The sequence below is a fragment of the Paenibacillus sp. FSL H8-0260 genome, from assembly GCF_045040625.1.
GTDB classification, from domain to species: Bacteria; Bacillota; Bacilli; order Paenibacillales; family Paenibacillaceae; genus Paenibacillus_AQ; species Paenibacillus_AQ odorifer.
Genome location: NZ_CP150298.1, coordinates 2,662,842 through 2,688,007, shown reverse-complemented (window position 1 = coordinate 2,688,007; position 25,166 = coordinate 2,662,842). Strand labels below are relative to the sequence as shown.

Genomic DNA, 25,166 nt, shown 5'->3' with positions numbered 1-25,166 from the left:
AGACCGAATTGTAGCCCTTGTTTATTTTACTCTTTAAGCCCTGTTAAGCTTTACCGCCTAAAGTATGATTCGAAATGGCTTTGATTATTGTTTCCCAATCATCCGGGTGGACTTCGTGGCCCGTTCCTTCCAGGGTTAGAAGCGACGCATTAGGAATTTCCGCCGCAAGCGCCAAGCCATGCTCTATAGGAAGCACCGTGTCTTCTGTGCCGTGGATAACCAAGGTAGGAACCATGATATTTTTTGCCTTGCCCTCGTAGCCGTCATCCCCTGTAAGAAGAGAATGATTAAACATGCTAAGCAAGTTGTTGGCACGTTTTATTTCCAGCCTTACTTGTTTATACGCTCTTTTCTCATCGAATTTATGTTTTGAACCACAGAGTATGCCGGAACCTGAAACCAAATAATTGGCTACCTCTTCCTCATTAGACCAATCCAGTGTTGCTCCATCTGCATGGAATGCGAGGATCCGCTCATCCATAGGAGGCAAGTTCCGATCATTATCGTCAGATTCGAAAAAACTTGATGCGATCAAGGTTAAGGTTAGAACTTTTTGCGGATGACGTGCAGCAAGGACTTGCGCAATCATTCCGCCTAAGGACATTCCAACGATATTTGCCTGTTCTATATTATAGGCGTCTAGTAACCCAGCAGCATCATTTGCCATGTCCATCACGGTATAATTGGAACTCCCAGGCTCATAAACAACGGAACGTCCAACATCCCGGTTATCATAACGAATAACGTAACGTCCGGTATCTGCTAATCGCTGACAGAACTCTTCATCCCAATAAACCATAGAACAGGTGGCACCCATAATCAGCAATATCGCAGGATTGCTAGGATTTCCAAAACTATCCGAACATATATCAATTCCGTTTACTTTTACTATTTTTTCGCTCATTGTTCATTCCTCATTTCATTCGAATTTTATCAATGAATGCACAGTTAAATAAGACTCAATACATTTTCAAAAAAATGGATGATGTCATCATTGAATTGCACCTCAAATTAACGTAAACGAATGAATTTGATAATCACGATAAGCACTCTCCTATTCCATATTGAAGGGTTTTTAACCCAATTTCGATTATAACACAAAAAAGCTATCCCCTGATTTTACGGATCAGGGAGATAGCCTCCTATTTATCGCCACAAAAATATTCGTTAAATAAATACTTCTTCAACAGTCAAATTACGCTCTTTAGATAAGTCTCTGAACGTAGTCTCATTTATTTTTACCAGAGGTTTGAAAATATCCAACGGATTATTCATAATAATCGTACCTTGCTCACCATTGCTAAGCTGAACGCTCTTACCCACAAAATTCGGCAATAAATGTCCGATCAGAGCTTGTACCGCATTTCCATTCAGCTTGCCAAATCCAAGCTCATGTACCTTGCGCAGAACGTTAATCAGGCCTTGTTTTGGTTGATTCGCTCTTCCTAAGGTCATGCCTACATAAGTATTTGCAACAGCAACAATCTGCGTATACGGATGCAAGTCCTGTTTACGGAGATTGTTAGGATAACCTGTACCATCCTCGAATTCATGATGCTGAAGCGCCACTAGTGCGGTCTTTTCGTCATTCATCGATTTAAGGATAATGTCGTATCCATACGTAGTATGACGTTTTAGTTCTTCTGATTCTTCGGGAGTTAAGTTATCCGTCTTATTTAAGATATGTGGAGCAATCTGGCTTTTTCCGATATCGTGCAAATAACCGGCTCTACTAATCTCAAATCTTTCGGCTTTTGTATGACCTAACCAAGTCGCTATGTAAAACGATAACAGTCCGACCTGCAATGAATGATTGTATGTACTGATATCATCACGTTCCAGCAGCAATAATAAAGAAACGACATCCTTTTGTTCATCCAATTTCTCCAGCAATGGCTGCAGCGTATTATCAACATCCGACTGCGTAAAGCTACCCTTGCTGAGTGCTTCCAGAAATATAGATTCATAGTTTTGGATGGCTTGATCAAAATTACCATCTATCCCTTGTGCCACATTCATTTCTTCATTATCCAGCATCATCATGCGTGGTTCAATATCGACATAATCAATCTGATGCCTCATCAGGATGGTGATTTCTTCTCCGTAGACCACTGTCCCCTTCGGAAGCACGTGTAGGCCAACACTATTGAATGTATCTGTGATTAGACAATCGCCATGTTTGAGATCTGTGACATGAGCTTTCAAAATTCAGCACCCCTTACTATATGTAGGTATATTTTACCTTAAGGATAGCTAAATTCTTCCAAAGTAACAATATGGTTAAAGACTCATTAAAGCACTCGGTTAGTTCAAAAGACCCCCGCGACTTCAGCACCCCTAAATCTTTTTTTAGAGATTAAGCCTTACATTTATCCGTCTTACACACTACCTAGAAGGGATTGCTAAATTCAGCGATTACTTTCCCAATCAGCTTATCCTTCGACACAAATGGAGTATCCCACAGATGAGCATCATAGCTTATATTCCGGTTATCTCCGAGAAAAAAATAATGATCGGCGGGTACCGTAACCGGTCCAAAAGTGTAATCCATCTGTTCATTGAGGTAAGGTTCGTTAACCTTCGCTCCGTTTCGGTAAAGTGCGCCATCTTTAATTTCCAAGGTATCTCCAGGCAGCCCCATTAGCCTTTTTACATATCTTTTATTCTCATCACCAGCTACAGGTGGCGTAAATACAACAATATCTCCATGCTCCAGTGTGGTCATCCATAACATTTTCTCAACAATTAAGCGATCATTGATTTGAATCGTTGGGATCATAGAGCCCGTTGGAACTCTCATGGCTTCAGCAACATAGGTTCTAACAAACAAAGAAATAACCACTGCGATCACAATACTCGGCAACCATTGCTTCATAAATTTCAACATTATTGCTCACCTCACATTCATATTATAGAGTCAAACTTTTTTAGCTGGTTCATATTCAGTTCATATTGTCGTCATGTATAGTTCATCTTCATCGGGTAAGCTTTCTTTAGCAACTCATGAAGGTAGCTAGAATAAAGCGATTAGAACAGGAGAAGATGCGATTGAAACCAGAAGAAGAGGTTATAAAAAAAAGGATGAATAAACCGCTGAAAATTATACTTATTTCCTTAGGGGCTTTAGCTACTGCAATAGTACTTTTTCTAGTGACTGTTTTTGTCGCTAATATTTTCCTCAATAAATCGGACCAAGCTAAAATAAAACCCTATGGTCAGTCTGTAAGCGTCGATGGTAAAAATATGAATGTTTTGATTCAAGGAAAGGGTGAAGAGACAATCGTGCTCTTACCTGGTTATGGAACGGTGGCACCGGGACTTGATTTTAAGCTGTTAATAGATGAACTATCTCCATTTTACAAAGTTGTCGTGGTTGAGCCTTTCGGTTATGGATTAAGTGATAGAACTGAAAAAGAACGAACTACGGAAAATATTGTAAGTGAAATTCATGAAGCTGTAAAGCAGCTTAATATTGACCGTTATATTCTAATGGCACACTCTATTTCCGGTATGTACAGTTTGAATTATGTGAACAAATATCCAAACGAAGTGAGTGCATTTGTCGGGATTGATAACAGTATTGCAACGGAAGACAGAATAGGTGTTAAAGTACCAACAGGAAAATTAAAACTACTTAGAAAATCAGGCTTGGGCAGATTGTTATTTAAATCAAGTGGAAATCCCTATGCTGAATTGCCGTTTGATGATGAAACTAAAGAACAATTGAGATTGCTTACGCTTAGAAACACTTATAATTACACTAACTTAAATGAAGTGGAAAATATGTCTTCTAATTATAAAGGGGCTCTAAATTCAACTTTTCCAAAGGATCTCCCCCTTTTGCTCTTTGTTCAAGGGGATGATACTCTCTTAAAAGATTGGATATCATTGCATGAAGAGCAAGTCAAAAATTCCGTACAAGGAAAATTGGTAAAACTTGATGCAGGACATTATCTGCACCATACCAAATCAAAAGAAATCGCTGAAAATTTCAAGACGTTTATGGAAGAAATAAAATAAAAAGCGTTTCTTCTATTCTCCATGCTGCGGTCATCATGTGCAAGTTTCCTTGCATTTCATGACGCAGCATTTTTTTCTTAGTATTTAAATCTCGAACCGCTCAATAATTCGATTCATTTCCCCATCAACATCAATTGAAGTATTCTTAGGAATATGAATGACGAACAAACCGCCAAAGATCAACTCACATTTGCCTTCATTCTCTATAATTCTATGTTTAAAAGCTGCAATGGCCGTTGAATCAACAGCTTCTTTACTAAGCAGCCAAGCGTATCTTTTGAAAGGAGATTTCTGAACAGTCTCTTGGTAATAATAGACTCCATTTTCTTCCTTCACCTGTATAATATCTCCCATTGTAACAGCCGGATTAAAAATCGGTGTCTCTTCAATTCGAAATTTATCTTTGCCAAATGGAGTAACATCGAGGATTTCTATTTCACGGCCATCTGCGTTGAAGCAGATATGGATTCCGGACGATTCTAGCATCGGCACACCTCTATCCTTGTTCAATATCTAATCTTGTTCATTCTAAATAACACAAAACAAAGTAAATACATTAGGCTCGTAATCCCGAACAACCTAAAGATTCCGGGTGTTAATAACATATATAAACTGTAGGGAAAACTCCAGATAAATGCAAGCAGCATTAGCCGACTTCTGTTTAAAAAGACACCTATTGCTAATAACCCCGCCGGTAATAACAACATGATTATACTAATCACAAGAGTGGAGCGATTCGTAATCTCAGCATAAGGATTGATGAATATAAAAATTAACCATAAAAAAACGGTCATCAAACTGGACACATAACCTATTAGTTTAATGATTGTTAAATTTATGGATGACTCCATCCTATCACCTCAATTCTTTCGCAATAATTCTCTCCAGCCACTTCCATGGAAGCAGCGTTTTGCCTAAAATTAAGATTCGCGTACCTTTGCCGATAGGATAACGTAGCCGTGGTGCTTTCATTTCGGTAATACGACCGATAAGATTAGCCACTTGACTAGGGTCAGGCGCTGTCTCAGCAGTATGTTTGGAATATCGTAGCACAGCGTCAAGACGCGCTTTATACGGAGAATCCTCCTTACGTCGAATTTGCTCCATGCCTTTTCCCCATATCGGTGTACGGAAGGAGCCCGGTTCAATTAATACCACCCTTATTCCATAAGGGGACATTTCATGACGCAGGCTTTCGCTGAAGCCTTCAACAGCAAATTTAGAAGCTGCATAAGGCGCATAACCTGGAAATCCGGATAATCCACTTACACTTCCCACATTAATAATCGTGCCGCTCTGCTGTTCTCGCATAATGGGCAGCACAGCTGTTGTCACAGCCACTAATCCAAAAAAGTTCGTCTCCATTTGCCGCCGCCATTCCGGCATAGATATTTCTTCTATAAAACCGCCAATGGCAAAACCTGCATTATTGACTAGAACATCAATTCTTCCAAATGTTTCGTGTACTGAAGATATTGCTGTCTCTATAGAATCGCTGTCAGTTACATCCATGGTCATTAAATGAAGCTGCTTTAAAATTCCTGCCTGCTCTGCCTGCTGCACCAGCTCGCCTTTACGGCTTAAATCACGCATGGTTGCTATCACCTTAAACCCCTGTCCAGCTAATTTGAGCGCTGTCAGCAGTCCAAATCCACTGGAGGTTCCGGTAATCAGAGCCACTCGATCGTGCCCATACTCTAGATGTGAACTCATATTTACTCCCCTTTGTATTTCACAATTATAAAAACAAGCAAACAAATGTTCTATTGTTCATTGACTATCCATTAATTTCAAGTTATAGTAAGAGCATCTTTTATATTTCTGTGCGGGAGAAGCACCTCGCAAGACAGGCGTCAATGCCTATCTTGGAGGTGCTTTTTTGCGTATATTAACTAATTCATTAAGGAGCTGAGAGGAATGTTTAAGCCAAAAAACACCGTCAGATGTAGAACGAACATTTTCAGAATTAGGGATTTAAAATGGGTGGCTCAATTAGTGCTGGTAGCAGCTTTCTTAACCTGTAACCTCACACTTGTGTCTGCTGCTACTGGCTGGGATTCCGCGCTGGATGACATTAACAGTCTTCATGATAATTATACCGCGCTTCAAGCCACCCTCAAGACAGATAACTCAAAAATTCAGAAGTTACGCAAACAGAATAATGACGCTCTGAAATCTATTCGTACCGTCATACAGTCAACAGATCAAGCACTGTTAAGCCGCTTATCTTCAGAAGCCAGCTCAGTTCAGAAGAAACATGCTCCCCTTCTGGAACAATACAGCACACTCAGTAAACAGTCTACCGCAGCCAAGAAAGCTAAAAACTTGAAAACAGTCACATTGCTGGACCTGAAGCGTAATAAACTAAAGGCTGCTGTAACCCTCGCCCGAGCCGAAATTAAGACAAAGACAACCGCTTTGGCAGCCGCTCGCAAGCAAACCGCTGCTAAGCTTAAACCCGTCAAAGATGCGTTGGCACCCATCACTGCTTTAAAGAAACAAATAACTGCCGAGAGTAAGAATCTCGCTGCCACGCAGAAAGTACGCGCGGAAGCTGACAAACAATATAAAGCAGCTGTTAAGCAAGGAGATGCAGTTAGAGCCGCCACAGAATTGAAATCATCCTATGAGCAAATGAAACGAATTCATTCCATGCAGCAGAATATTTACAGCTGGGAACAGAAGACTTCGCTAGCACTACGAGCAGCAGAATCTAAACTTCCCTAATGATTATGATTCGCCCCCACCGGCTCAAATCAGCTTCACTAACATACTAATTAATTGGGCTGCAGGCACAATTAGGAGCTGAGCAAATATAGTGCCTACAAATCGTGAACCCATCAATACCACATATATTTTTCCTAGCTGATCACGGTATTCTACATTTTCAGTAGCCTTATGGGTAATAAGACCAAGCTGTGGGTCGATAAATATGGTCAGCAGAATAGTCGCCATACCGTTAATCAGTCCGGAAGCTTGAGAAGCAGTCGTGCTATATTGAGGCATTAAATGAGCAGCGTACAAAGATGATATGACACCTACGGTGTAAAAGGCTGTCACAAAAACATTCATCACAATAAAACGTTTAGGAATCCCCAGGTATCTGAAGTTATATAGATTCACTTTTGGTTTTCTTATGTATTTTCTGGTGTTCTTTAGTTGCCCGATCGTCACACTGGTAAGCAGTTTTGGGATAGAACCTTCGATTTCAAGCTTAGAGATGATTCTCCCAAACAAGCCTACAAAGGTAGGGAACACAGCAATGGCAATTAAAGTCCCTAATGAAGAAGCCAATAATATAATTCTCAAGTAATTAAGAAGTGGAAAATCGGAATGTATTTTGGCATAATCTACGAATTTAGCCGTCAGTGGAGCTTGGATCATATTTGCAGTTCTTGAGACGAGAACAATAATGCCTGTGAGAGATAACGCAATGGCTATCTTGTTCAGCTTCACTCCGGCGTATCGTACCGAATACGATAAGGTTTCTGCCGTGTGAATAATCATCGTAAGCAAGCATACCACAATCAAACTATTTACCATTTAAAGGTTCCTCTCCAATAAACACTATTTATTATTTCGGTGCACCTTTTGGTGAAAGTATTGATCCAATCCATAACAAAGGGCAATGCCCACTAAATATCTAACAAGGTCGATCCACAGGAATCCTTTTCCGAGAATTAGACCACCCAATACTGTAGAACGGATGCTGTTGATCCACTCCGCTTGATACAGCTGGCTAAATTCTATGCCGAAGCTAAACACCAAACTCCATACAAAGGCGAGCCTTAGCTTTTGATTTACCAGTAGAACCCGAAACATAAAATAAACCATACTGCCCCAAAGCGCATCTCCGAAATGTCTAGATACAAACAAAGGCAGCTGATCCGTGCATACTCTAGAGCTTAACCCCAATACAATAACAACGAGGCAGATACAAGTATAAAAAAGTCTTTCTTTCAAATCATTGATCCTCATTTCCAACCTCTATCCAGCTTCTGACTTAAAATTAATGCTTGCGATAATACTAATCATTGCGATATAAAACGGATAAATAATCATGGCCCCTATTATGATCAGTCCTGTTACCGGTGCAGGTTTATCTGCAGGTTCTGTGATTGGGAACCAGGTTGCGAATAAACTAATGAATAGAATCAAATAGGGAAACCATAGGATCGTAGTGAAATACATGGATTTTTTTCCGCTCAAATATTTTTTTGTAAGCCAAATAAATACTATAGAAGATAATAAAAATAAAACAAGCTTGAAGATAAACAGCAAGGTATCTACTTTTCCCAGCTCCAAGCCGGAAATTCTGCTGATTCGATAAATATTCAATGGCAGCTCTATTACAACAAACAACATAAAGGCATAAAGTACGCTTAGTGCATTCAGCTTTATAAAATATTTCATCTGTTCAGCACTTCGGAGTCCCACAGCCGCTCCACATGGGTAAGCTCCAATTCTTCAAATTCCAGCTTATAAATATCCGGCTTGGACGTTTGTTCAAAGAACTCATATCCATACTTCTTATCGAAGTAGTTCAGGATAATGGTCATGATATTCCCGTGCGTACCTAATGCGATTTTTCCGCCTTTATGCTGTTGAATTAATTGCTTGATAACAGGAATTGCACGCTCTTGTGCTTCCTGGGTACTCTCTCCATCCGGCATTTTATATTGCTTGTCGTTGAACGATGTCCGAATGCCCTGCAGAAAATCATCTTCACTGATTTCAATCTCGACACTTCCGATTGCTCGTTCTCTGAGTTCTTCATACAGTTCAATCTCTTGGTTCGAAGCTTCTGCCAAATATTTAATTGTCTCTACGGCTCGTCTATATGGGCTGGATACAAAATATGTAATTTCCTCCTCCGTCAAAAGCTCTTTGATTCTATAAGCGTCTGCGTGTCCTTTTTCGGATAATCCCCGTTCCCGCTCATTCCCTAATACAAAAGGTGACACTGCATGTCTAACCATATAAATGTATGTCTTCATGAGGCACTCCTCTCAGTCACTCAAATATCGTTGCAGTCTTCTCTCGGTCTTTTATAAAAATCTCTCTAGGATAAAGAATTGCAATCTCTGGCAGCTCGTTCTCTTTGAAAAATTTAAATTCTTCGATCTCCCCATCTATAGCTCTAAGCGTTCCTCTGATGATAGAGCACTCAAATACAATAACCGTATATTCTACCTGATCGCCATTACTATATTCGTATCTATATTTCGCTCCACCAAAAACACCTAAAATCGACGTAGGATGAACCATCAACCCTGTCTCTTCATATACCTCTCTGCGTAAGGTTCTTCCAGGACGCTCCCCTGGCTCAATCGCTCCCGCAGGCAATCCCCACAAAGATTCTCCTGGCTTGCGGATGAACAGAATCTCATCCTCTTTATTTCTTACTACTGCAGCTACGGAAGGCATCATTAATAATTCTGAGCCCACTTTCCCACGAATCCCTTGATAGTACTCAGACATCGGCATATTGATCATCCATCCTCTCCGTAAATGGGTTTATAATCTTTCTTTTAAAAAGCTGATCACGTTTATTTTCTCACCGTCTGGCTGAACATTACATTGAGATAACTCGACATTAAACCGCTCACCTGTCTCTATTAGTTCAATCGCTTGGCACACATATTCGATCTTCCCAGGACTACTACTCCATGCATCTCTTGTATCATCCTTTACCCAATGAAGCTCTTTACCATTAGAATAGAAATCATGAATTAACCGTCCACTATCCGTGGTTGGCTCAATCAACATCAGGTTATCCCCTTTACCTTCACTAAACCTTTGAACGGTTTCTTTCATCCTGTTTAAATCTTTTTGATCAAAATGTATTAAAATATCATCATGTTTAGACTCATCTGAGCCTGTCTCACCTAGATCGGCCGCCAATACGCCTACAAGCACAGCAATCATAAATAACTGCACAATGATTATCCATGTTCTAAATTTCATAGTTCCCCCTAAATTCTTTCCTTGGACTTCCCAAAAACCCACTATATGTATATTAGACATCACTATGAAGGAATCCTTTAGATTCCACAATATGCATAGCCGTGGACAAAAAAAGCTTCCGAACTCAAAAATTCCTGAGCTCCGGAAGCAGTTACAATGAGGTGAGTCTTAGTGTTTACCTTTTGTGCCAGCAAGCTGTACGATCATAATGACAAGAACGAGCAAAGCAATGAGCTGATCAATACTCATCTGCGTCCGCCTCCTATCCCAAATGAAGGATGGCTCATCGGACGGCATTTCCTCTCCCAAGGACACTGCTTCGTTCCCCTTATACACACTATGTATCCTGCAGCCTATTTATTACTTAAAGAATGCCCTGCCCGTCCATACGTGCGAGTTCCTGCTCGACTTCATCCAGCTGATCTTCGCCAAATACTTTAAACCCATTTTTCCTCAACAGCTCCGTAGTGGTGCCCTCTCCCGGTGCTTTCGTATCTTTAAAGGTTCCATCATAAATATACAGGCTTCCGCATGAAGGACTGTCTTGTTTTAAAATAGCTAATGCAACCTGATGTTCCCTAGCCAGCTTTAGTGTGGCTTGAGCCCCCTTCATAAATGGCTCCGTAACATCCACGCCTGCCCCCGTCACTACCCGATCCCCTTGCCGCTGTGCGTCAGGACGAGGGGTTGGCAAACCTCCCACTACCTCTGGACAAATATGGACAAAACGCCCTTCCTCATACCACTTTAGGAATCGGGCATCGAGACACGGAACATCGCCATTATCATAACGTACTTTATGCCCTAACAGACATGCGCTCACTAGAATCTTCCCTGTCATCGTTATCGCCACCAGTCCGTCTAGTATTTAATATATTGCTATATTATTTATGACTAGAAACGGATATGCAATATCGAAATGCCTGTCCACGAAATGTTTGTGCTTGATACACAAAAGAAGACTCGTAGTACACATATAGAAAACCATTATTTCTGATATTGAGGGGTTTTCTCCATCCGATACCGGCTCCAGCAGGTCCATAATAAATCCGCCATAAAGTAGAACCCCACGATCGGAAGCACGAATTTCCAAATAGGCTGAACACCCGAATATAAAAGCTCCATAAGCGGCTGAATTACATAGACACTAGCTACTGAAAGCCCCCACCAATATAGAGAAAAACGCAGGCAAACATGCCCTTGCAGTTGATAAGACATTCCTGAGTAATCCCACCATTGCTTATGGAATACCGTTTTTAACAGCCAACCGCTTATAAATTCCACAGCAGAAGGAATGATTAGCGCAAGAAATAGGAAAAGCGGAAGTGGCAGCGTCAAATCTCGAGCAATCAATAGCAATAGTGGAGCAAAGCCGTACATCGGCTTAAATGGACCTTTTAGAAATCCTTCTTTGCGAAAGCTTCCATTACTGTATAGATTATAGGTCCCTTCCAATACCCAACCTAAAAAGGAATAGACCATAAAATAAAAAAAGTATTGGCCCACCACAGTAACTGCTATATCTCCACTTAACGAAAATATAGGAATAATCATGACCTAATCTCGCCTCCCGTTGTCATTATTTTCTTAGTTGTCCATCCGGCCCTATTATGTCTTGATCGTTCTGGAAATATGCGCACAAAAAAAGACATAACCCAAAAGGTTATGCCTCTATTCCAGAATTCCAGGAGTAAAAGTCTCCCACTTGTTACCTTCTAATTATTTATGCTCTTCTTCATGAGGTGTCGTCAGCAACTGATCGTCGTTTGGTTTCTTCAGTGCATCCATCTTAAGCTCACTGCGTACGCCAAAGTTTGAACCGTACTTTTTCTCAAAGTTTCCTGCTAGAGCCTCACCACGTTTTTGCCGGTAACGGCTGTTCTCATTCCGACTACGCATTCCATTTCCTCCCTGTTGGCAAAGATCTGTGAAATTTGCGAAAAGCTAAGACGAACTTGGAGAAAACACTCTGATGAGGTTGTACTTTTATTTATTATACAATACTTAAGTATATCATCAACAAAAACAGACTGTCCCCTAAAGGACAGCCTGTCTTCCGAATCATTTACTCCAAATTATCGGGAAGCGGATCTGGGTGTGAGGATTCAGCGGGTTTGGCTACCCACTCATCTGCCTCTGGCTCGATGTCTACACCGTTCTCCATCTTCTTAATTTCAGCTAATGAATCGCCTTCTTTATTTTCCTTGTTGCGGATTTCCGCTTCATCTTGTGTGTGATCGGACATGTGAAATCCTCCTCAGGTGCTTTGCTTTTTTTGTTCCTTAGTTATAGTTACCCGATGGAGTGTTTTGCAAACATAGTCCAATTAAAAGAATAATTTAAGGGTACATCATCCACGCTACAAGTGGGCCGATACAAGAGCCAACTATGGCGCAAACAGTCATCGCAACCGAGCTCATCGAAACGGATTGTTCACCATATTCCAAGGCCTTTGCTGTTCCTAGAGCATGAGAAGCGGTTCCTAGACCAATTCCGATTCCAACCTCACTACGAATTCTAAACAGTTTGATGATAAAAGGTCCGCCAATCGCACCTGTAAATCCAGCAATCATAACAAATACAGAGGTTAAAGAAGAGTCCCCACCTAAGCTGTTCGAGATCTGTATCGCTACAGGTGTAGTGATCGATTTAGGTAATAAAGATAAAACATATAATTTAGAGAAGCCTAGACCTGCCGCCAAAAGCAGTCCACTAAACATCCCTATAAGCAGACCTACAATGGCTCCGCCCAGAATTGCCGGGAGATTCTCAATCAACACATTACGTTGTTTATATAATGGGTAGGCTAACGATACTACAGCAGGACCAAGCAGCTGATTAATCCATTGGCCGCCTATCATATATGTATCATACGGAATATGAAAATATAGTAGTAAAGTTACAACAATCACTGTTGCTGTAAGCGCGGGAATAAGTACAGGAATACGAAATCGTCTATATACTACTGACATCATCAAATAAATAGCTACGTTAAGCAGTACAATACCTGTTGCGATAAAAAACATTATATTTCCTTCCCCTTTTCGCTTAGTCTCTTGCCGCTCCATCCCGCTTTCAGCTTGTTGTTTACGCTAGTAAGCCATTGGCTAGAATGTGCAGCTGCGGCAATCGTGAGAACACTGCTAACGATAAGGATTAGGATTAATAGTAAACCTCTACCACTAAAGATATCCATATGATTCACGATCCCAGCTGTCGCTGGAATAAAAAATAACGGAAGGTAAGCTAATATCGTTGTAGCACCCTCTTCAATCCACTTCAAAGGCACGACCCTGAATAGCAATAGAACAAAAAGTAACAGTAATCCTACGATACTCCCGGAAACGGGGAGATGCAGTTGCTTTTGCAGATAGTCCCCAGCCAAGTAGAACAAATATAGCAGGAACACTTGGATAATAATGCGAATGATTTTCATGATGCAGGATCCCTTCATTATTAAGTTAAAGCGATAGCGCTAATATGGAGTCACCTTCATAAGGGTATCAGAGTTTTCATGAAACTTTCAATTACTTTTTGAATCTTATAAGAAATATCGCAAAAAAACCTGCAAAATCCCCAGAATACAGAGACTTTACAGGCTCAAAGATTAAGATTCAATTTCGTTAAACCCACTGAATCACTTGCTCTGCACCTTGACGCGTCTTACCACGTGGTTCGTTCAGGCGATATCCGAAAGCTGCCATACAGGAGATTCCAAAATGCTCAGCGTCCAAAATCCCTTCTTCTTCCAGAATCTGCTCAACCTTAGCTTTATCAAAACCTTCCATTGGGCAGGAGTCGATCCCGATTAACGCAGCTGAAGTCAGCATATTCCCAAGCGCCAGATAAGTCTGCCGGCAGCTCCATTCGAACATTGCCCGCTCATTCTCCATCAGTCCGAAATCAACCTTCAAGAACTTATCAAAAACTTTACGTTTTCCTTCCATTCCTTGCGGAGGCAACTCCTGCACATTCTCCATGATCCCTTTAATATAATCGGAGTCAGCAGCCATATCTTTAGGAAGACGTGAGAGAATAAGCACAAAATGGCTTGCGGTTGCCAATTGCTTTTGTGCGCCCCAGGCATAAGGACGTAATTTTTCACGTACTTCCGGACTTTGTACTACCACAAAACGCCAAGGCTCGAATCCGAATGAACTTGGTGACAATCGTCCAGTTTCCAGAATAAATTGAAAGTCCGATTCACTAATTTTTTTATGGCTATCGAATTCTTTAGTTGCATGTCTGAACTGATATGCAGACAGGATTTCATTCTTGTTTAACGATAAAGTATCCATGAGTAACACTCCCTTTACTTGGTTAGCATCGACGAGCATTTGACTGTTTGCCGATCACATGCTTAATATTAGTGTATATATCACTTCTTTAAAAGTACGCACAATAATGTTATGTAGTATACAAAATGATACCATGGGAGTTGAACAGCTATGCGTGACCGAAAAGGCGGCTTCGGAAATTTCCCGGAAAGCAACAAAGAAGCTTGCCCTGTGGAATTTACACTGGACGTTATAGGAGGCAAATGGAAAGGAATTCTCATCTATCACTTGATTGATGGCACGAAACGTTTTAACGAATTCCGCCGGATCTGCCCGGGTATTACCCAACGTATGCTGACCCTGCAACTAAGAGAGTTGGAAGAGGATGGGGTTGTACACCGTGAGGTCTACCATCAGGTTCCCCCAAAAGTCGAATACTCTTTAACTGAATTCGGCAAGACACTGATTCCTATTATTAAACTCATGAAAGATTGGGGCGAGGTGTACAAAACAAAACAGCTTTCCGCAGAAAGCTGTCCTGAAGGTACAGATATTACGGTGTAGCTCAATGCTGCACCTTTTATTTTTCCCCATTAAAAAACGCTGCAGCTTTTTCCTTATGTTCGTTGGTTACCTGACCGGATATCGCTTTAATGCCTGCTGCGATAATCGCTGCATCATCTGTAAATCCAAGGCCTAGAATCGCATCGGGTATAGCATCTATAGGAGAAATAAAATAAGCCAATGCACCGAAAGCAATTCCTTTCGCCCATAAAGGTGTTTTAGCGTCGACGGCACAATAATACATCGCGATAGCATCTTTAGTAAATGGAATTTTGCCTGCAAACTTTTTAGTTTTCGTCCAAAAATTTTTCGTTACCATTTCCTCATTTTCTTTGCTATATGGAAATTCCTCTGCAGTGAGCTCCATGCTATTCTTGACCTTATCTTTCTTCATTGCCGGTTCCCTCCGAAAGGTTCATATGACGTACATACCTATACCTAAAGTATTCCCTCAATTGAGGTTTATATCTTTAAGATAAACTAAAGTCCGTATCCTGAACCTACTTACGGTTAATTGATCGCTTTGATTTTCGTTAAATCGCTGCTGCATAACACTTCAAGATTCTTAAAGATTCGCTCAGCATCCCAATCCCACCACTTCAGCGCTTCAAGATATTCGATCATTTCATCATCAAAACGTTGTCTAATCACTTTGCAGGGATTTCCTCCAGCTACACTATACGCCGGGATATCCTTTACAACTGTAGAATTGGCTGCGATAACTGCTCCGTTTCCAATATGCACACCTGGCATAACCGTAACATTTTGTCCAATCCAAACGTCGTTTCCGATGACTGTATCACCTTTTAGCGGCAGATCTTTTAAATCCGGGACCGCCTGTTCCCAGCCATGGGCCATGATGTTAAACGGATAGGTCGAAACCGAATTCATCCGGTGGTTGGCGCCATTCATGACAAATTCAATGCCTTTGGCAATCGCGCAGAATTTTCCAATAATAAGCTTATCGCCAATAAAATCATAATGATGAGTCACACGTTCCTCAAACTTCTCTGCACCGTTTATATCATCATAATAGGTATAATCGCCAACAATGATATTGTCTCTTGTAATCGCATTTTTTATATAGCAGATACTTTTAATTTGTTCATTGGGATAGAGCGTATTCGGGTTCGGTCCATATTGTTTCATAGTTTGCGCCTCGCTCTCTTTTGGATAAAACATAGCAGAGATCAGAGCTGAATTCAAATCATGTACGATTCATAAACATAAAAAGGCGGCTACCTGCCGGTAACCGCCTATCTTTTATCTACTTATATTGTTAAAGCTCGTTCTGCTTCTACTTCTACCTCTATCTTTTCGATAAAACCTCAGCCTCATACTGTTTCACTTCATTTAGCCAGCTTTCCCGGACCGGTACGCCATTCTTCGCACAATAATAATCCCAAATGGCTCCAAACGGATACGATTTAAATTCCTCGACCAAGGCAAGTCTTGAAGTGTAATCTCCATCCAGCTCAATTTGCTTCAATTGCTCGATTGGCTCCAGCATAGCACGAAGCAAAGCTTTTAATGTATTTCGTGTTCCGATCACCCAAGCAGCAACATGATTGATGCTTCCGTCAAAAAAATCTAATCCAATATGCGTTCTGTCCAGAAACTGACCACGAACCAGTTCACGGGCAATCTCGAGCAGCTCATCGTCCATAGTTACCACATGATCACTATCCCAGCGTACTGGACGGCTAACATGCAGCAGTAATTGATCCCCAAACAGCAGCCAGGAAGACAGCTTATTCGAAATCGTCTCGGTTGGATGGAAATGCCCAGCATCGAAGCACACCGCCTTACCCCGGCTTAGCGCATAACCCATATAGAATTCATGTGAGCCAACCACGTAACTTTCCGAACCAATACCAAACAGCTTACTTTCTACAGCATCAATGTTATATTGCTGATCGATTTCCTCGCTGAAGATTTCATCGAGTGACTGCTGAAGCCGTACCCTTGGTGACAAGCGGTCGATCGGCGTATCTTTATAACCATCTGGAACCCAAAAATTAGTGACACAAGGCTGACCTAATGCTTGACCAAAGGACTCGGCGATTCGACGTGAGGCCTTGCAATGAGCGATCCAGAAGTTGCGGATCTCAGGATCTGGGTGACTCAATGTGAAGCCATCATTTGCTTTTTCATGAGAAAAACAGGTAGGATTGAAATCCAATCCGAGTCCCTGCTCTTTGGCCCAGCTCACCCAGCGCTCAAAATGCTTAGGCTCTAACGCGTCGAGATCTACAGTCTCTTCTGTATCCGCATAAATAGCATGTAAATTTATTTTATGTTGCCCTGGGATGAGTGCTAGAGCCTGTTCCAAATCCCGGCGCAGCTCCTCCGGATTCCCGGCCCGCCCCGGGTAACTTCCGGTGACTGCGATCCCGCCGCTCAGTTCTTTTTCCTTATTCAAAAAACCCTTCACATCATCACCTTGCCAACAATGCAAAGAAATCTTAATTTCCGCTAGCTGCTCCAACACCTTATCTACTTCGATCCCATGCTGTGCGTAAAGCTTTTTCGCTTCATTGTAGCTGTTCTGAATGCTCTGTAAGCTCTCTTTACTCTGCTCCATGTTTGAGCCTCCTGATTTTTAACTTAGTGTGTTTTAGATGAGGCACTTTTGCCTCTCTTTAGCTCGTTTTCCGCGTATTGCGCTCGATGAGAGGCATTTTTGCCTCTCTTTGGCTCGTTTTCCACTAAACTTAGCTACTAATTAACGACCTGCAGCCGGGCGAACTGTGCCAAAGCCGCTTCTTTGGTCGTGGGGTCCATCCCCTTCGGTATATAAGATGTTACTTGGAATGAACGACTTATAATTTCTCTCGCCTCTTGAAGATCAGTTACAGCACCCGTGCTGATCATCTGCACAACCAGATTGCCTAAAGCCGTAGATTCTGTTGGTCCGGCGTGAATTTCCATCTCCAGCAGATCTGCCGTAATCTGGCACAACAGACCGTTATTCGCACCTCCGCCAACGATATGCAACCTCTCTAAGTTGTCACCCGTCAATTGCTGGAGATCCTGAATGTAGAAATAATAAGATAAAGCAAGACTATCAAAAACACATCGAGCTATTTCCCCAGGCGTTTGAGGGACCAGCTGTCCTGCTTCCACACAATAGCTGCGGATCTCGTCAATCATGCTCTGTGGATTCATAAATCGTTCATCATTGCAATAAATGATCGATCTAAAGGGGATTTCTTGTGCTGCCAGCTCTACCAGCTCGCCGAAGCTGTATTGTCCGCCGTACTCCTCACGAACCTTTTGAATCAACCACATGCCCATAATGTTTTTAAGAAACCGGAATGAGCCGTAGGCTCCCCATTCATTCGTATAGTTGCGTAACATTGCCTCTTTACTTGTGATGGCTGAACCCCGTTCCACCCCGATGAGTGACCAAGTACCACTACTGAGAAATCCCCATTTCTCGCTGTTTGCCGGAACCCCTAATACAGCTGATGCTGTATCATGAGAGGCTACTGCTATGAACTCGCAATCTGGAAGATCACCGCGAGCCGCCAAGTCCTCCGTCAACCTCCCAACGGGTTCCCCAGGTTCTGTTAAGGGAGGGAATTGCTCTTTTGAAATACCAAGCACCGACAGAAGATCCTCATCGTAATCACGAGTGTGAAGATTCAGCATCCCAGAGGTGGAACCTATCGTCACTTCACTAATCTTGCGACCCGTAAGCCGATAATAAAGATAATCAGGGACCAGGAGGATGGAATGTGCTGCTTCCAGCTCCGCCTGATCATGCACAAACAGTTGATACAACGTATTTATCGGGAGATATTGTATCCCCACTTTTCCGTAAACGCTTTCAGTTGAGATGTTACGATGCAGCCTCTCTATCGCTCCATCCGTTCGGGAGTCACGATAAGAAAAAACCTCATGGATCCGCGCTCCCTCCTGATCGAGAAGTACATAATCGACACCCCAAGTATCGATGCCCACGGTGCAGCGCTCGATCCCTCTAGCCTTGGCCTGCTGTAAGCCCTTGACGATTTCAGCAACTAAATAATCTATATCCCAATATAGATTACCATTTTGTTCAGCGAATCCATTACTGAAGCGATGAATTTCTTCTATAGACAGGGTTCCTCCCGGCTGCTGCAAGGTTCCACAGACCACTCTCCCACTAGAGGCTCCGATATCAACAGCAATATGATTCTGAATTTGATTATGAGCTTGTGTATTCATCCCTATACAACACTCCTTATCTCCTATCAGCCTACTAGCAAAGCGAATACGATTCCTGGACCATGCACGCCTATCGTCAGATCATTCTCAATATCCGCTGAACGGCTAGGTCCGGAGATAAAATGGATGCCCGCCGGCAGCCCCGATGGCCCAGCTTCATCAAAATCAATAAGCACCTCACCGAGACGAGTCTTCAGCCGCTCCAATGGAACGATGGCAATTAATGCGGTAGGTAATAAGCTGACTGAACGGCCTTTATTCTCAGAGGACAGCACAGTAATGGAGCCTGTATAGGCAACTGCATAATCCGCAATCACAATTCCAATATCAGCCTCGGCCGCCCTAGCTTTCCATGCCTCCTGATCATCCGTATTCCAGACAGACACCCGTGTATCTGTGAGTTCCTCCTCTAGTCGAAGTGCTGCTAGCTCGGTGACATTTTGCCGGAGAATATACCGTGCGAGCATCTCATCCGCTTTGCTGACGATAAAAGCCTTGGCTTCATCCATATCCTGCACACGAAATACATGGCCACCGGCGCTTTGAAAATTCGCCGTAAATTGTTCAATCCTTTCCTCCGGACTCCACTTGAATTGCTGCCAGTACTGCGGTGCGCCGCGAAAAGGGTGTGCGGGAGCTTCAGTAATTCTCGGCCGCTTCAGGCGGCGAGCGATATCATTCATGAATCCCTGCTGCTTTTCACGTGAATCCTGCTCCATACGTTCCAACCAGTTACTGTGCGTCTCTTCAGTCATGCCCGGCCTCTCCTTCCAGCTCTTCCCGCTTCCGCTTCGCTAGTAAATCTTCCATTCGCTTCTGTATCGCCGGGTCCATTTCGCGACTGTTCTTGTCTAGCTCCTGTTGCAGCCCCTTCCAGCTCTCACGGAAGGATTGATCTGCCAGCTTCGGGGCGATCCGATAATTGTTCCAGCCTTTCAGCGGCCCCAGTTTCGACGGAATTCCTCCGTCTCGCACGAGCAGCTTTTGCCCGATTCTACCTACCTTCATCACATTACTAAATCTCTGTGACTTCGCCATAATCGCCCCAAAACCCTTCATGCCGAGACCTTCTGCCTTATCCCCATAACCACGTTCAACCTTCCGCCGCCGTAAATAGATGAGCATATCATGCAGAGGAATTTTGACCGGACAGGCTTCATAACATGCTCCGCATAGGCTAGAGGCTGAGGCGATGTCATCCCATTGATCTACATTTTTATTCAGCGCCGGGGTCAACACCGCTCCTATAGGTCCGCTATACGTTCCCCCATATGCATGACCGCCAATATGACGGTAGACAGGACAAGCATTCAGACAAGCTCCACAGCGGATGCAATTCAGCAGCTCCTGAAACTCAGGATCGCCTAGCTGCTCAGATCGGCCATTATCAAGAATAATAATATGCTGCTCTTCCGGCCCATCACCATCGTTGGTTCTGCGGGGACCAGAAATACCCGACATATATACCGTTAACTTCTGCCCTGTTGCCGAACGAGGCAACAATGTAGCCATCACTTCAAGATCACTCCACGAAGGAATAATCCGCTCCATCCCCATCAGGGTAATTTGTGTTTTCGGTAAAGTGGTGACCATACGGGCGTTGCCTTCATTCTCGAACAGCACCATCGAACCCGTCTCTGCAATAGCAAAGTTACAGCCAGTCATTCCGATATCCGCATCAAGGAACTTCTCTCTCAGCTTTCGCCGTACAAATCCAGCAAGGATAGTAGTTTCAGGCAAAAGCTCCTCCCCTGCCTCTTTGGACAACAGCTCGGCAATCTGGTAGCGGTTCTTATGAATCGCCGGAATAATGATATGTGACGGGGTTTCCCCGGCAAGCTGGATAATATACTCCCCCAGATCCGTCTCTATGGTCTCCACACCAATGGATTCCAGCGCCTTATTTAAATGCAGCTCCTCAGTAACCATTGATTTGGATTTGACCACAGAAGCTGCCTGTTTTCGCTGCGCGATTTCAAGGGCAATCTTCACAGCCTCTTCACCCGTTGCTGCAAAATGAATATGTGTGCCGTTTGCTCTTGCCTTGTCTGCAAAAAGATTCAAATAGTAATCAAGATGGGCGATCGTGTGTAGACGGATTTGCCGCCCACGTTCACGCCACTCTTCCCAGTGGCCATGATCGTTAGCTGCTTTTTGTTTTCCATCACGCAGTCTCTCCGTGGTAAAACGAACAGCCTTGCGTAAAAAGTCATTATTCAGTGCCAAGTCTGCACGCTCTTTTACTGTTGCTGGCTTCCCGTTCTCTGATTTCGCCGTTAGATTGGTGGTGGTTTGACTCATTTATCAGTCACCCCCTCATACAGCAGTTCTGCTAAATGCATAACTCGAACGGGTTCGCGGCGGTAACGCAGATTCCCGGCAATATTCATCAGACAACCCATATCCAGACCCGTTAGGATTTCTGCTTCCGTCTCCAGCACATGATCTGATTTCTCAGTGACCATCGCCCCGGAGATATCAGACATTTTCACGGCAAAGGTTCCACCAAACCCACAGCAGTCCTCAGCAAAAGGCAGTGGTACCAGCTCCATCGCCTTCACATTTTGCATAAGCTGCATAGGTTCGTCGCGAATCCCTAGAATCCTTGTGCCATGACAGGAAGGATGATAGGTAACCTTATGCGGAAACACTGCTCCTAGATCAGTTACGCCAAGCACCTGCACCATAAACTGGCTGAATTCATAGGATTTGCGTTGCAAATTCTGCGCCTTGACCAGATTAACCGGATCTTCCTGAAACAGCTTAGGGTAATGATGAAGCATCCCCGTACAGGATCCGGAAGGTGCAATGACAAAATCACTGTCATCGAAGGCCTGCAGAATCGTAAGTGCAGCTTGCCGCGCTTCATTCCAATATCCACTGTTGTACGCAGGCTGTCCGCAGCAGGTCTGCACCTCCGGGAACTCCAGCTGTACGCCATATCTGGCCAGCAGACGAGCCATGGCTTCCCCGACCTTCGGGAACACGGCATCGCTGACGCAAGTTATAAACATCGATACCTTCATGCCTTCACCTCCTGCACAACTATTTACTACACCGTCGTTATTGCGATGTTCAGCTTCTGCAACTGCTTCATTTGTTCTTCAACAGGGCTGTAATCCGTTATTAGAACATCCACATCACTAGGAGCCGCAAAATGTGTGAACGCTTGAATTCCGAATTTACTGGAATCGCATAATAAGATCACTTGCTCCGCTATAGAAATCATCTTTCGTTTCACCATAGCTTGCAGCTCATTTGATTCACTAGCGCCACGTTCGAGATGAAATCCTTTGCAGGAAAAAAACATTTTATCCACGTGATACAATTCAAGCGAACGTTCTGCTAAATGACCCACATAGGACATTGATCTGCGGCTCAGTTGCCCGCCTGTAGAAAAGACCTCGATCCGCTCCTTCCCGCTTAACTCTGCTGCCACTCTAGTAGAATTGGTCAACACAGTGAGCGGCATATCCGGCAAATGCGAAGCCATATACCAAGCCGTTGTACTGGCATCCAGTAGAATCCGATCGCCCGGCTTAATCATCATTACCGCCTCACGGGCAATCCGCTGTTTCTCCGCTGCATTCATGATTTCTCGTTCAGCATAAGGGGTCTCCGGTTGCCGGTCACGCAGGCTAACTGCTCCGCCATGCGAACGCAGCAGCCGCCCCGCTTTTTCCAATCGATCCAGATCGCGGCGAATGGTTTCTTCCGTCACTTGGCATAATGTACTCAATTCTGAGACACGGATACTGCCGCGTTCATTCACTAGTTCTACGATTCGTTCATATCTGTCTGCAATCAGCATGATTTCCCTCCGTTATCCCTATCTATATTCAAGCTATCTCTTATCTAGTAAAAGCTGCTGGCACTCCACCATCGATTGTCAGCATACAACCCGTAGTTTTCTCTGACTTGGAAGAAGCAAAAAAAGCAACGCCTTCGGCAATATCACGTGGATAAATATTAACTAGCAGCGTCGTGCGTTTACGGTAATGCTCCTCTAATTGATCCGGCTCAATCCCGTAAGCAGCCGCCCGTTCATTACGCCAGTTCGAATTCCAGATAGCTGATCCTTGTAGAATTGCATCGGGCAGAATCGTATTGGCACGGATGCCAAACTCTCCACCTTCAGCTGCTATGCAGCGGGCCAGATGGGCTTCGAGCGCCTTGGCAGAACTGTAAGCCGAGACGCTTTTACCTGCAAAAATAGAATTTTTGGAGCCGATGAATACCATGCTGCCTCCGATTTTTTGCTCCTTCATCACTTTAAAAGCTTCGCGTGCAACGAGAAAATATCCTGTGCCCAGCACAGAAATATTCAAATTCCACTCTTTCAATGAAGTCTCATCAAACGGACTGGAGGTTGCAAGCCCAGCATTATTAACAATAATATCGACCCCGCCATAAAAAAGGGCTGTCTCCGCATAAGCTGCAGTTACCTGCTCTTCCTGAGTTACGTCCATTTTAACGGCGAATGCACGATTTTCACCATACTTAGCATTAATCTCTTCCGCTACTTTTTGTGCCCCCTCCAGATTGAGATCTGCCAATACAACATGCGCTCCTTCTGATACTAAACGACGAGCCGTCTCACTCCCAATTCCCCCGGCACCACCTGTAATAAAGGCAACTTTACGGGAGAACTCCGCTTCTGCCGGAGCCAAGGATAATTTATATAATTCCAAGGGCCAATATTCCACATTGTACGATTCATTCTCACTAAGAGAGACGAAATCTCCCAGCGCAGTAGCTCCGCGCATAACAGCAATCGCCCGGTGATACAAGGCTCCGCTGATCTTAGAATTGCTCCAGCTTTTACCTGTGTTGATCATGCCCACGCCAGGGATCAGGATCACACGTGGCGCAGCCTCGAACATTACATCGCCTTCATGTTTATTACGGTCGAAGTACGCTTTGTACTGCTCCTTATAAGCGCTAATCGCTTCGCTCAGCTTCGCCTTCAAGCCATCGATATCATTGGTATTTGGCTCCCACGCAACAAAAAGCGGCTTCATTTTGGTATGTACCAAATGATCTGGACAAGCTGCGCCTACACCGGATAACTTCTCCGAGTCAGCCCCTCCTACAAAACGCAGCACATCCTCCGCATCGTCGAAGGTCAAAATCATTTTACGCTCATCGCTGACCGCGCCTCTGATCAGTGGCATCACTGCCGCCGCTACAGCCCGCCGCTCTGCTTCCGGAAGTGCTTCCGATTTGCGGCCGCCAAATAGGTTCTGATCTTCAATTCTTTCTTCAATATAACTTTCCGCTTCGTTAATTATGGAGATTGTTTTGGCATAACAAGATTCAGGTGTATCCCCCCAAGTCACGAGACCGTGTTTCTCCATCAGCACTAATTCAGCTTTAGGGTTTGCGAGCACACCTTCGGCAATCATTTTGGATAAAGTGAAGCCTGGACGGATGTATGGCACCCATACGAAACGATCCCCATAAATCTCACGGGCAATTTTCTTACCGTTATGAGCGCAGCATAAACTGATAATGGCATCTGGATGCGTATGATCCACATGCTTGAAAGGTAAAAATGCATGCAGTAACGTTTCGATAGAAGCACGCGGATGTTTAGGATCAATCATACAATTTGCGAGATAAGCTACCATCTCTTCATCTGGCATTTCATCACGTTCAAATAACGGGGCAATATCCTGAAGCCTTAGTCCGGTAAAGTTGCCTGCTTTCATCGTAGCAAGGTCAGAGCCGCTGCCCTTTACCCACATTACTTCTACCTCACGCCCGCGAAAATCCAATTCTATCGTTTTGCTGGAGGTATTCCCTCCGCCAAAGTTACAGACTCTGCGATCTTCGCCCAGCAGATTAGAGCGGAACACTAGTGCATCCAATCCCCCGTTTAATTTCGTTTTCTGAGATGAATCCCATAAGTTTTGTACCATTTGTGAATACCTCCGTTTTTGAATGTTTGTTTTTTTGTTTATTTTTGTTTGTTTTGATTTTAAACTATTTGTTTGTGTTTGAATAGAGCGCTTTCATCAAAATTTTAATTTTTTTTCACATTTTAGACGAATCCCCATTGGATGAACTACAATAACATCGCGAATAACAAAAAAGAGCTGCCTCTTGGCAACTCCTCCCCTATTT

31 protein-coding genes are annotated in these 25,166 nt (G+C 43.4%); 3 read left to right on the top strand and 28 right to left on the bottom strand.

Features of this window, described 5'->3' with window-relative positions:
• Positions 1-43: 43 nt before the first annotated feature.
• The 3 genes from MHI51_RS11760 to lepB all read right to left on the bottom strand — a co-directional run bounded on the left by MHI51_RS11760 (position 44) and on the right by lepB (position 2,887).
• Positions 44-904 carry an alpha/beta fold hydrolase gene (locus MHI51_RS11760; RefSeq protein ID WP_076277967.1) on the bottom strand — a complete coding sequence of 287 codons (861 nt, stop codon included), beginning with the start codon at positions 902-904 and terminating at the stop codon, positions 44-46.
• Between the two features lie 263 nt (positions 905-1,167).
• On the bottom strand, positions 1,168-2,205 hold the full coding sequence (locus MHI51_RS11755) for an HD-GYP domain-containing protein (protein WP_076218739.1): 1,038 nt from the start codon (positions 2,203-2,205) through the stop codon (positions 1,168-1,170).
• 184 nt (positions 2,206-2,389) lie between these two features.
• Positions 2,390-2,887, bottom strand: a complete 498-nt coding sequence (lepB, locus tag MHI51_RS11750) for a signal peptidase I (RefSeq protein ID WP_076130335.1) — start codon at positions 2,885-2,887, stop codon at positions 2,390-2,392.
• A 155-nt stretch (positions 2,888-3,042) separates the two neighbouring features.
• Between lepB and MHI51_RS11745 the strand changes: the two genes are divergently transcribed.
• Positions 3,043-4,020 (top strand): alpha/beta hydrolase, encoded by a 978-nt coding sequence (locus tag MHI51_RS11745; RefSeq protein WP_076218740.1) that lies wholly within the window; start codon positions 3,043-3,045, stop codon positions 4,018-4,020.
• Between the two features lie 84 nt (positions 4,021-4,104).
• On the opposite strand, the gene MHI51_RS11740 is transcribed toward MHI51_RS11745, so the two are convergent.
• The gene (locus tag MHI51_RS11740; protein WP_076130337.1) at positions 4,105-4,506 is read right to left on the bottom strand and encodes a DUF4265 domain-containing protein; all 402 of its coding nucleotides are present in this window, start codon (positions 4,504-4,506) and stop codon (positions 4,105-4,107) included.
• 369 nt (positions 4,507-4,875) lie between these two features.
• Positions 4,876-5,733 (bottom strand): SDR family oxidoreductase, encoded by an 858-nt coding sequence (locus MHI51_RS11735; RefSeq protein ID WP_076218741.1) that lies wholly within the window; start codon positions 5,731-5,733, stop codon positions 4,876-4,878.
• A gap of 204 nt (positions 5,734-5,937) precedes the next feature.
• On the opposite strand from MHI51_RS11735, the gene MHI51_RS11730 reads away from it, so the two are divergent.
• Entirely contained in the window at positions 5,938-6,747 is an 810-nt protein-coding gene (locus MHI51_RS11730; RefSeq protein ID WP_405173890.1) for a hypothetical protein, read from the top strand.
• 24 nt (positions 6,748-6,771) lie between these two features.
• On the opposite strand, the gene MHI51_RS11725 is transcribed toward MHI51_RS11730, so the two are convergent.
• From MHI51_RS11725 to MHI51_RS11660, 14 genes are all read right to left on the bottom strand, one after another.
• Entirely contained in the window at positions 6,772-7,563 is a 792-nt protein-coding gene (locus tag MHI51_RS11725; protein ID WP_036689792.1) for a lipid II flippase Amj family protein, read from the bottom strand.
• Positions 7,564-7,587: 24 nt separating this feature from the next.
• On the bottom strand, positions 7,588-7,983 hold the full coding sequence (locus MHI51_RS11720; RefSeq protein WP_339173318.1) for a DUF2809 domain-containing protein: 396 nt from the start codon (positions 7,981-7,983) through the stop codon (positions 7,588-7,590).
• Between the two features lie 24 nt (positions 7,984-8,007).
• Positions 8,008-8,433: a hypothetical protein gene (locus MHI51_RS11715; protein ID WP_076130341.1), complete on the bottom strand. Its 426-nt coding sequence runs from the start codon at positions 8,431-8,433 to the stop codon at positions 8,008-8,010.
• The gene (locus MHI51_RS11710; protein WP_312151377.1) at positions 8,430-9,017 is read right to left on the bottom strand and encodes a histidine phosphatase family protein; all 588 of its coding nucleotides are present in this window, start codon (positions 9,015-9,017) and stop codon (positions 8,430-8,432) included. The genes MHI51_RS11715 and MHI51_RS11710 overlap by 4 nt, the downstream gene beginning before the upstream one ends.
• Positions 9,018-9,033: 16 nt before the next feature.
• Entirely contained in the window at positions 9,034-9,507 is a 474-nt protein-coding gene (locus MHI51_RS11705; protein WP_076130372.1) for an NUDIX domain-containing protein, read from the bottom strand.
• Positions 9,508-9,537: 30 nt separating this feature from the next.
• Positions 9,538-9,987: a DUF4362 domain-containing protein gene (locus tag MHI51_RS11700; RefSeq protein WP_076130343.1), complete on the bottom strand. Its 450-nt coding sequence runs from the start codon at positions 9,985-9,987 to the stop codon at positions 9,538-9,540.
• Between the two features lie 168 nt (positions 9,988-10,155).
• A complete protein-coding gene (locus tag MHI51_RS11695) occupies positions 10,156-10,302 on the bottom strand; it encodes a hypothetical protein (RefSeq protein ID WP_155288116.1) in 147 nt (48 codons plus the stop codon).
• Positions 10,303-10,351: 49 nt separating this feature from the next.
• Positions 10,352-10,828 carry a DUF523 domain-containing protein gene (locus MHI51_RS11690; protein WP_076186997.1) on the bottom strand — a complete coding sequence of 159 codons (477 nt, stop codon included), beginning with the start codon at positions 10,826-10,828 and terminating at the stop codon, positions 10,352-10,354.
• Positions 10,829-10,974: 146 nt separating this feature from the next.
• Entirely contained in the window at positions 10,975-11,541 is a 567-nt protein-coding gene (locus MHI51_RS11685) for a putative ABC transporter permease (RefSeq protein ID WP_076218747.1), read from the bottom strand.
• Positions 11,542-11,706: 165 nt separating this feature from the next.
• Positions 11,707-11,886, bottom strand: coding sequence for a hypothetical protein (locus tag MHI51_RS11680; RefSeq protein ID WP_076218748.1), 180 nt, complete (start codon positions 11,884-11,886; stop codon positions 11,707-11,709).
• A gap of 166 nt (positions 11,887-12,052) precedes the next feature.
• Complete coding sequence (locus tag MHI51_RS11675; RefSeq protein WP_036689781.1) at positions 12,053-12,232, bottom strand: hypothetical protein; 180 nt, start codon at positions 12,230-12,232, stop codon at positions 12,053-12,055.
• A gap of 94 nt (positions 12,233-12,326) precedes the next feature.
• Positions 12,327-13,013, bottom strand: a complete 687-nt coding sequence (locus MHI51_RS11670) for an LrgB family protein (protein WP_036689780.1) — start codon at positions 13,011-13,013, stop codon at positions 12,327-12,329.
• Positions 13,013-13,423 carry a CidA/LrgA family holin-like protein gene (locus MHI51_RS11665; protein WP_076218749.1) on the bottom strand — a complete coding sequence of 137 codons (411 nt, stop codon included), beginning with the start codon at positions 13,421-13,423 and terminating at the stop codon, positions 13,013-13,015. Before MHI51_RS11665 ends, MHI51_RS11670 begins: the two co-directional genes overlap by 1 nt.
• A gap of 187 nt (positions 13,424-13,610) precedes the next feature.
• A complete protein-coding gene (locus tag MHI51_RS11660; RefSeq protein ID WP_076130347.1) occupies positions 13,611-14,285 on the bottom strand; it encodes an NAD(P)H-dependent oxidoreductase in 675 nt (224 codons plus the stop codon).
• Positions 14,286-14,435: 150 nt separating this feature from the next.
• On the opposite strand from MHI51_RS11660, the gene MHI51_RS11655 reads away from it, so the two are divergent.
• The gene (locus MHI51_RS11655; RefSeq protein WP_076130348.1) at positions 14,436-14,828 is read left to right on the top strand and encodes a helix-turn-helix domain-containing protein; all 393 of its coding nucleotides are present in this window, start codon (positions 14,436-14,438) and stop codon (positions 14,826-14,828) included.
• Between the two features lie 16 nt (positions 14,829-14,844).
• Here the strand turns inward: MHI51_RS11655 and MHI51_RS11650 are convergent, their stop codons facing one another.
• The 9 genes from MHI51_RS11650 to MHI51_RS11610 form a co-directional block, all read right to left on the bottom strand.
• Positions 14,845-15,222 carry a YkvA family protein gene (locus MHI51_RS11650; RefSeq protein ID WP_081387669.1) on the bottom strand — a complete coding sequence of 126 codons (378 nt, stop codon included), beginning with the start codon at positions 15,220-15,222 and terminating at the stop codon, positions 14,845-14,847.
• A gap of 116 nt (positions 15,223-15,338) precedes the next feature.
• Positions 15,339-15,977, bottom strand: a complete 639-nt coding sequence (locus MHI51_RS11645; RefSeq protein ID WP_076130349.1) for a Vat family streptogramin A O-acetyltransferase — start codon at positions 15,975-15,977, stop codon at positions 15,339-15,341.
• Between the two features lie 160 nt (positions 15,978-16,137).
• Complete coding sequence (rhaA, locus tag MHI51_RS11640) at positions 16,138-17,412, bottom strand: L-rhamnose isomerase (RefSeq protein ID WP_076218752.1); 1,275 nt, start codon at positions 17,410-17,412, stop codon at positions 16,138-16,140.
• 137 nt (positions 17,413-17,549) lie between these two features.
• Entirely contained in the window at positions 17,550-19,040 is a 1,491-nt protein-coding gene (gene rhaB, locus MHI51_RS11635; RefSeq protein WP_405173889.1) for a rhamnulokinase, read from the bottom strand.
• A gap of 26 nt (positions 19,041-19,066) precedes the next feature.
• Positions 19,067-19,795: a lactate utilization protein gene (locus MHI51_RS11630; protein WP_076218753.1), complete on the bottom strand. Its 729-nt coding sequence runs from the start codon at positions 19,793-19,795 to the stop codon at positions 19,067-19,069.
• A complete protein-coding gene (locus MHI51_RS11625) occupies positions 19,788-21,341 on the bottom strand; it encodes a LutB/LldF family L-lactate oxidation iron-sulfur protein (RefSeq protein WP_076309127.1) in 1,554 nt (517 codons plus the stop codon). Before MHI51_RS11625 ends, MHI51_RS11630 begins: the two co-directional genes overlap by 8 nt.
• Positions 21,338-22,066, bottom strand: coding sequence for a (Fe-S)-binding protein (locus tag MHI51_RS11620; protein ID WP_076130354.1), 729 nt, complete (start codon positions 22,064-22,066; stop codon positions 21,338-21,340). The genes MHI51_RS11625 and MHI51_RS11620 overlap by 4 nt, the downstream gene beginning before the upstream one ends.
• A 26-nt stretch (positions 22,067-22,092) precedes the next feature.
• Complete coding sequence (locus tag MHI51_RS11615) at positions 22,093-22,851, bottom strand: DeoR/GlpR family DNA-binding transcription regulator (RefSeq protein WP_036689767.1); 759 nt, start codon at positions 22,849-22,851, stop codon at positions 22,093-22,095.
• 40 nt (positions 22,852-22,891) lie between these two features.
• The gene (locus tag MHI51_RS11610; protein WP_076218904.1) at positions 22,892-24,961 is read right to left on the bottom strand and encodes a bifunctional aldolase/short-chain dehydrogenase; all 2,070 of its coding nucleotides are present in this window, start codon (positions 24,959-24,961) and stop codon (positions 22,892-22,894) included.
• Positions 24,962-25,166 lie beyond the last annotated feature (205 nt).

Coding starts and splice junctions, on each gene's coding strand:
- MHI51_RS11620 (WP_076130354.1), bottom strand. CDS start 22,066: ATGAAGGTATCGATGTTTATAACTTGCGTCAGCGATGCCGTGTTCCCG.
- MHI51_RS11740 (WP_076130337.1), bottom strand. CDS start 4,506: ATGCTAGAATCGTCCGGAATCCATATCTGCTTCAACGCAGATGGCCGT.
- MHI51_RS11625 (WP_076309127.1), bottom strand. CDS start 21,341: ATGAGTCAAACCACCACCAATCTAACGGCGAAATCAGAGAACGGGAAG.
- MHI51_RS11660 (WP_076130347.1), bottom strand. CDS start 14,285: ATGGATACTTTATCGTTAAACAAGAATGAAATCCTGTCTGCATATCAG.
- MHI51_RS11710 (WP_312151377.1), bottom strand. CDS start 9,017: ATGAAGACATACATTTATATGGTTAGACATGCAGTGTCACCTTTTGTA.
- MHI51_RS11675 (WP_036689781.1), bottom strand. CDS start 12,232: ATGTCCGATCACACACAAGATGAAGCGGAAATCCGCAACAAGGAAAAT.
- rhaA (WP_076218752.1), bottom strand. CDS start 17,412: ATGGAGCAGAGTAAAGAGAGCTTACAGAGCATTCAGAACAGCTACAAT.
- MHI51_RS11760 (WP_076277967.1), bottom strand. CDS start 904: ATGAGCGAAAAAATAGTAAAAGTAAACGGAATTGATATATGTTCGGAT.
- MHI51_RS11670 (WP_036689780.1), bottom strand. CDS start 13,013: ATGTTTTTTATCGCAACAGGTATTGTACTGCTTAACGTAGCTATTTAT.
- MHI51_RS11655 (WP_076130348.1), top strand. CDS start 14,436: ATGCGTGACCGAAAAGGCGGCTTCGGAAATTTCCCGGAAAGCAACAAA.
- lepB (WP_076130335.1), bottom strand. CDS start 2,887: ATGTTGAAATTTATGAAGCAATGGTTGCCGAGTATTGTGATCGCAGTG.
- MHI51_RS11680 (WP_076218748.1), bottom strand. CDS start 11,886: ATGCGTAGTCGGAATGAGAACAGCCGTTACCGGCAAAAACGTGGTGAG.
- MHI51_RS11730 (WP_405173890.1), top strand. CDS start 5,938: ATGTTTAAGCCAAAAAACACCGTCAGATGTAGAACGAACATTTTCAGA.
- MHI51_RS11690 (WP_076186997.1), bottom strand. CDS start 10,828: ATGACAGGGAAGATTCTAGTGAGCGCATGTCTGTTAGGGCATAAAGTA.
- MHI51_RS11610 (WP_076218904.1), bottom strand. CDS start 24,961: ATGGTACAAAACTTATGGGATTCATCTCAGAAAACGAAATTAAACGGG.
- MHI51_RS11645 (WP_076130349.1), bottom strand. CDS start 15,977: ATGAAACAATATGGACCGAACCCGAATACGCTCTATCCCAATGAACAA.
- MHI51_RS11665 (WP_076218749.1), bottom strand. CDS start 13,423: ATGAAAATCATTCGCATTATTATCCAAGTGTTCCTGCTATATTTGTTC.
- MHI51_RS11725 (WP_036689792.1), bottom strand. CDS start 7,563: ATGGTAAATAGTTTGATTGTGGTATGCTTGCTTACGATGATTATTCAC.
- MHI51_RS11715 (WP_076130341.1), bottom strand. CDS start 8,433: ATGAAATATTTTATAAAGCTGAATGCACTAAGCGTACTTTATGCCTTT.
- MHI51_RS11615 (WP_036689767.1), bottom strand. CDS start 22,851: ATGCTGATTGCAGACAGATATGAACGAATCGTAGAACTAGTGAATGAA.
- MHI51_RS11700 (WP_076130343.1), bottom strand. CDS start 9,987: ATGAAATTTAGAACATGGATAATCATTGTGCAGTTATTTATGATTGCT.
- MHI51_RS11735 (WP_076218741.1), bottom strand. CDS start 5,733: ATGAGTTCACATCTAGAGTATGGGCACGATCGAGTGGCTCTGATTACC.
- MHI51_RS11630 (WP_076218753.1), bottom strand. CDS start 19,795: ATGACTGAAGAGACGCACAGTAACTGGTTGGAACGTATGGAGCAGGAT.
- MHI51_RS11705 (WP_076130372.1), bottom strand. CDS start 9,507: ATGCCGATGTCTGAGTACTATCAAGGGATTCGTGGGAAAGTGGGCTCA.
- MHI51_RS11685 (WP_076218747.1), bottom strand. CDS start 11,541: ATGATTATTCCTATATTTTCGTTAAGTGGAGATATAGCAGTTACTGTG.
- MHI51_RS11650 (WP_081387669.1), bottom strand. CDS start 15,222: ATGAAGAAAGATAAGGTCAAGAATAGCATGGAGCTCACTGCAGAGGAA.
- rhaB (WP_405173889.1), bottom strand. CDS start 19,040: ATGAATACACAAGCTCATAATCAAATTCAGAATCATATTGCTGTTGAT.
- MHI51_RS11745 (WP_076218740.1), top strand. CDS start 3,043: ATGCGATTGAAACCAGAAGAAGAGGTTATAAAAAAAAGGATGAATAAA.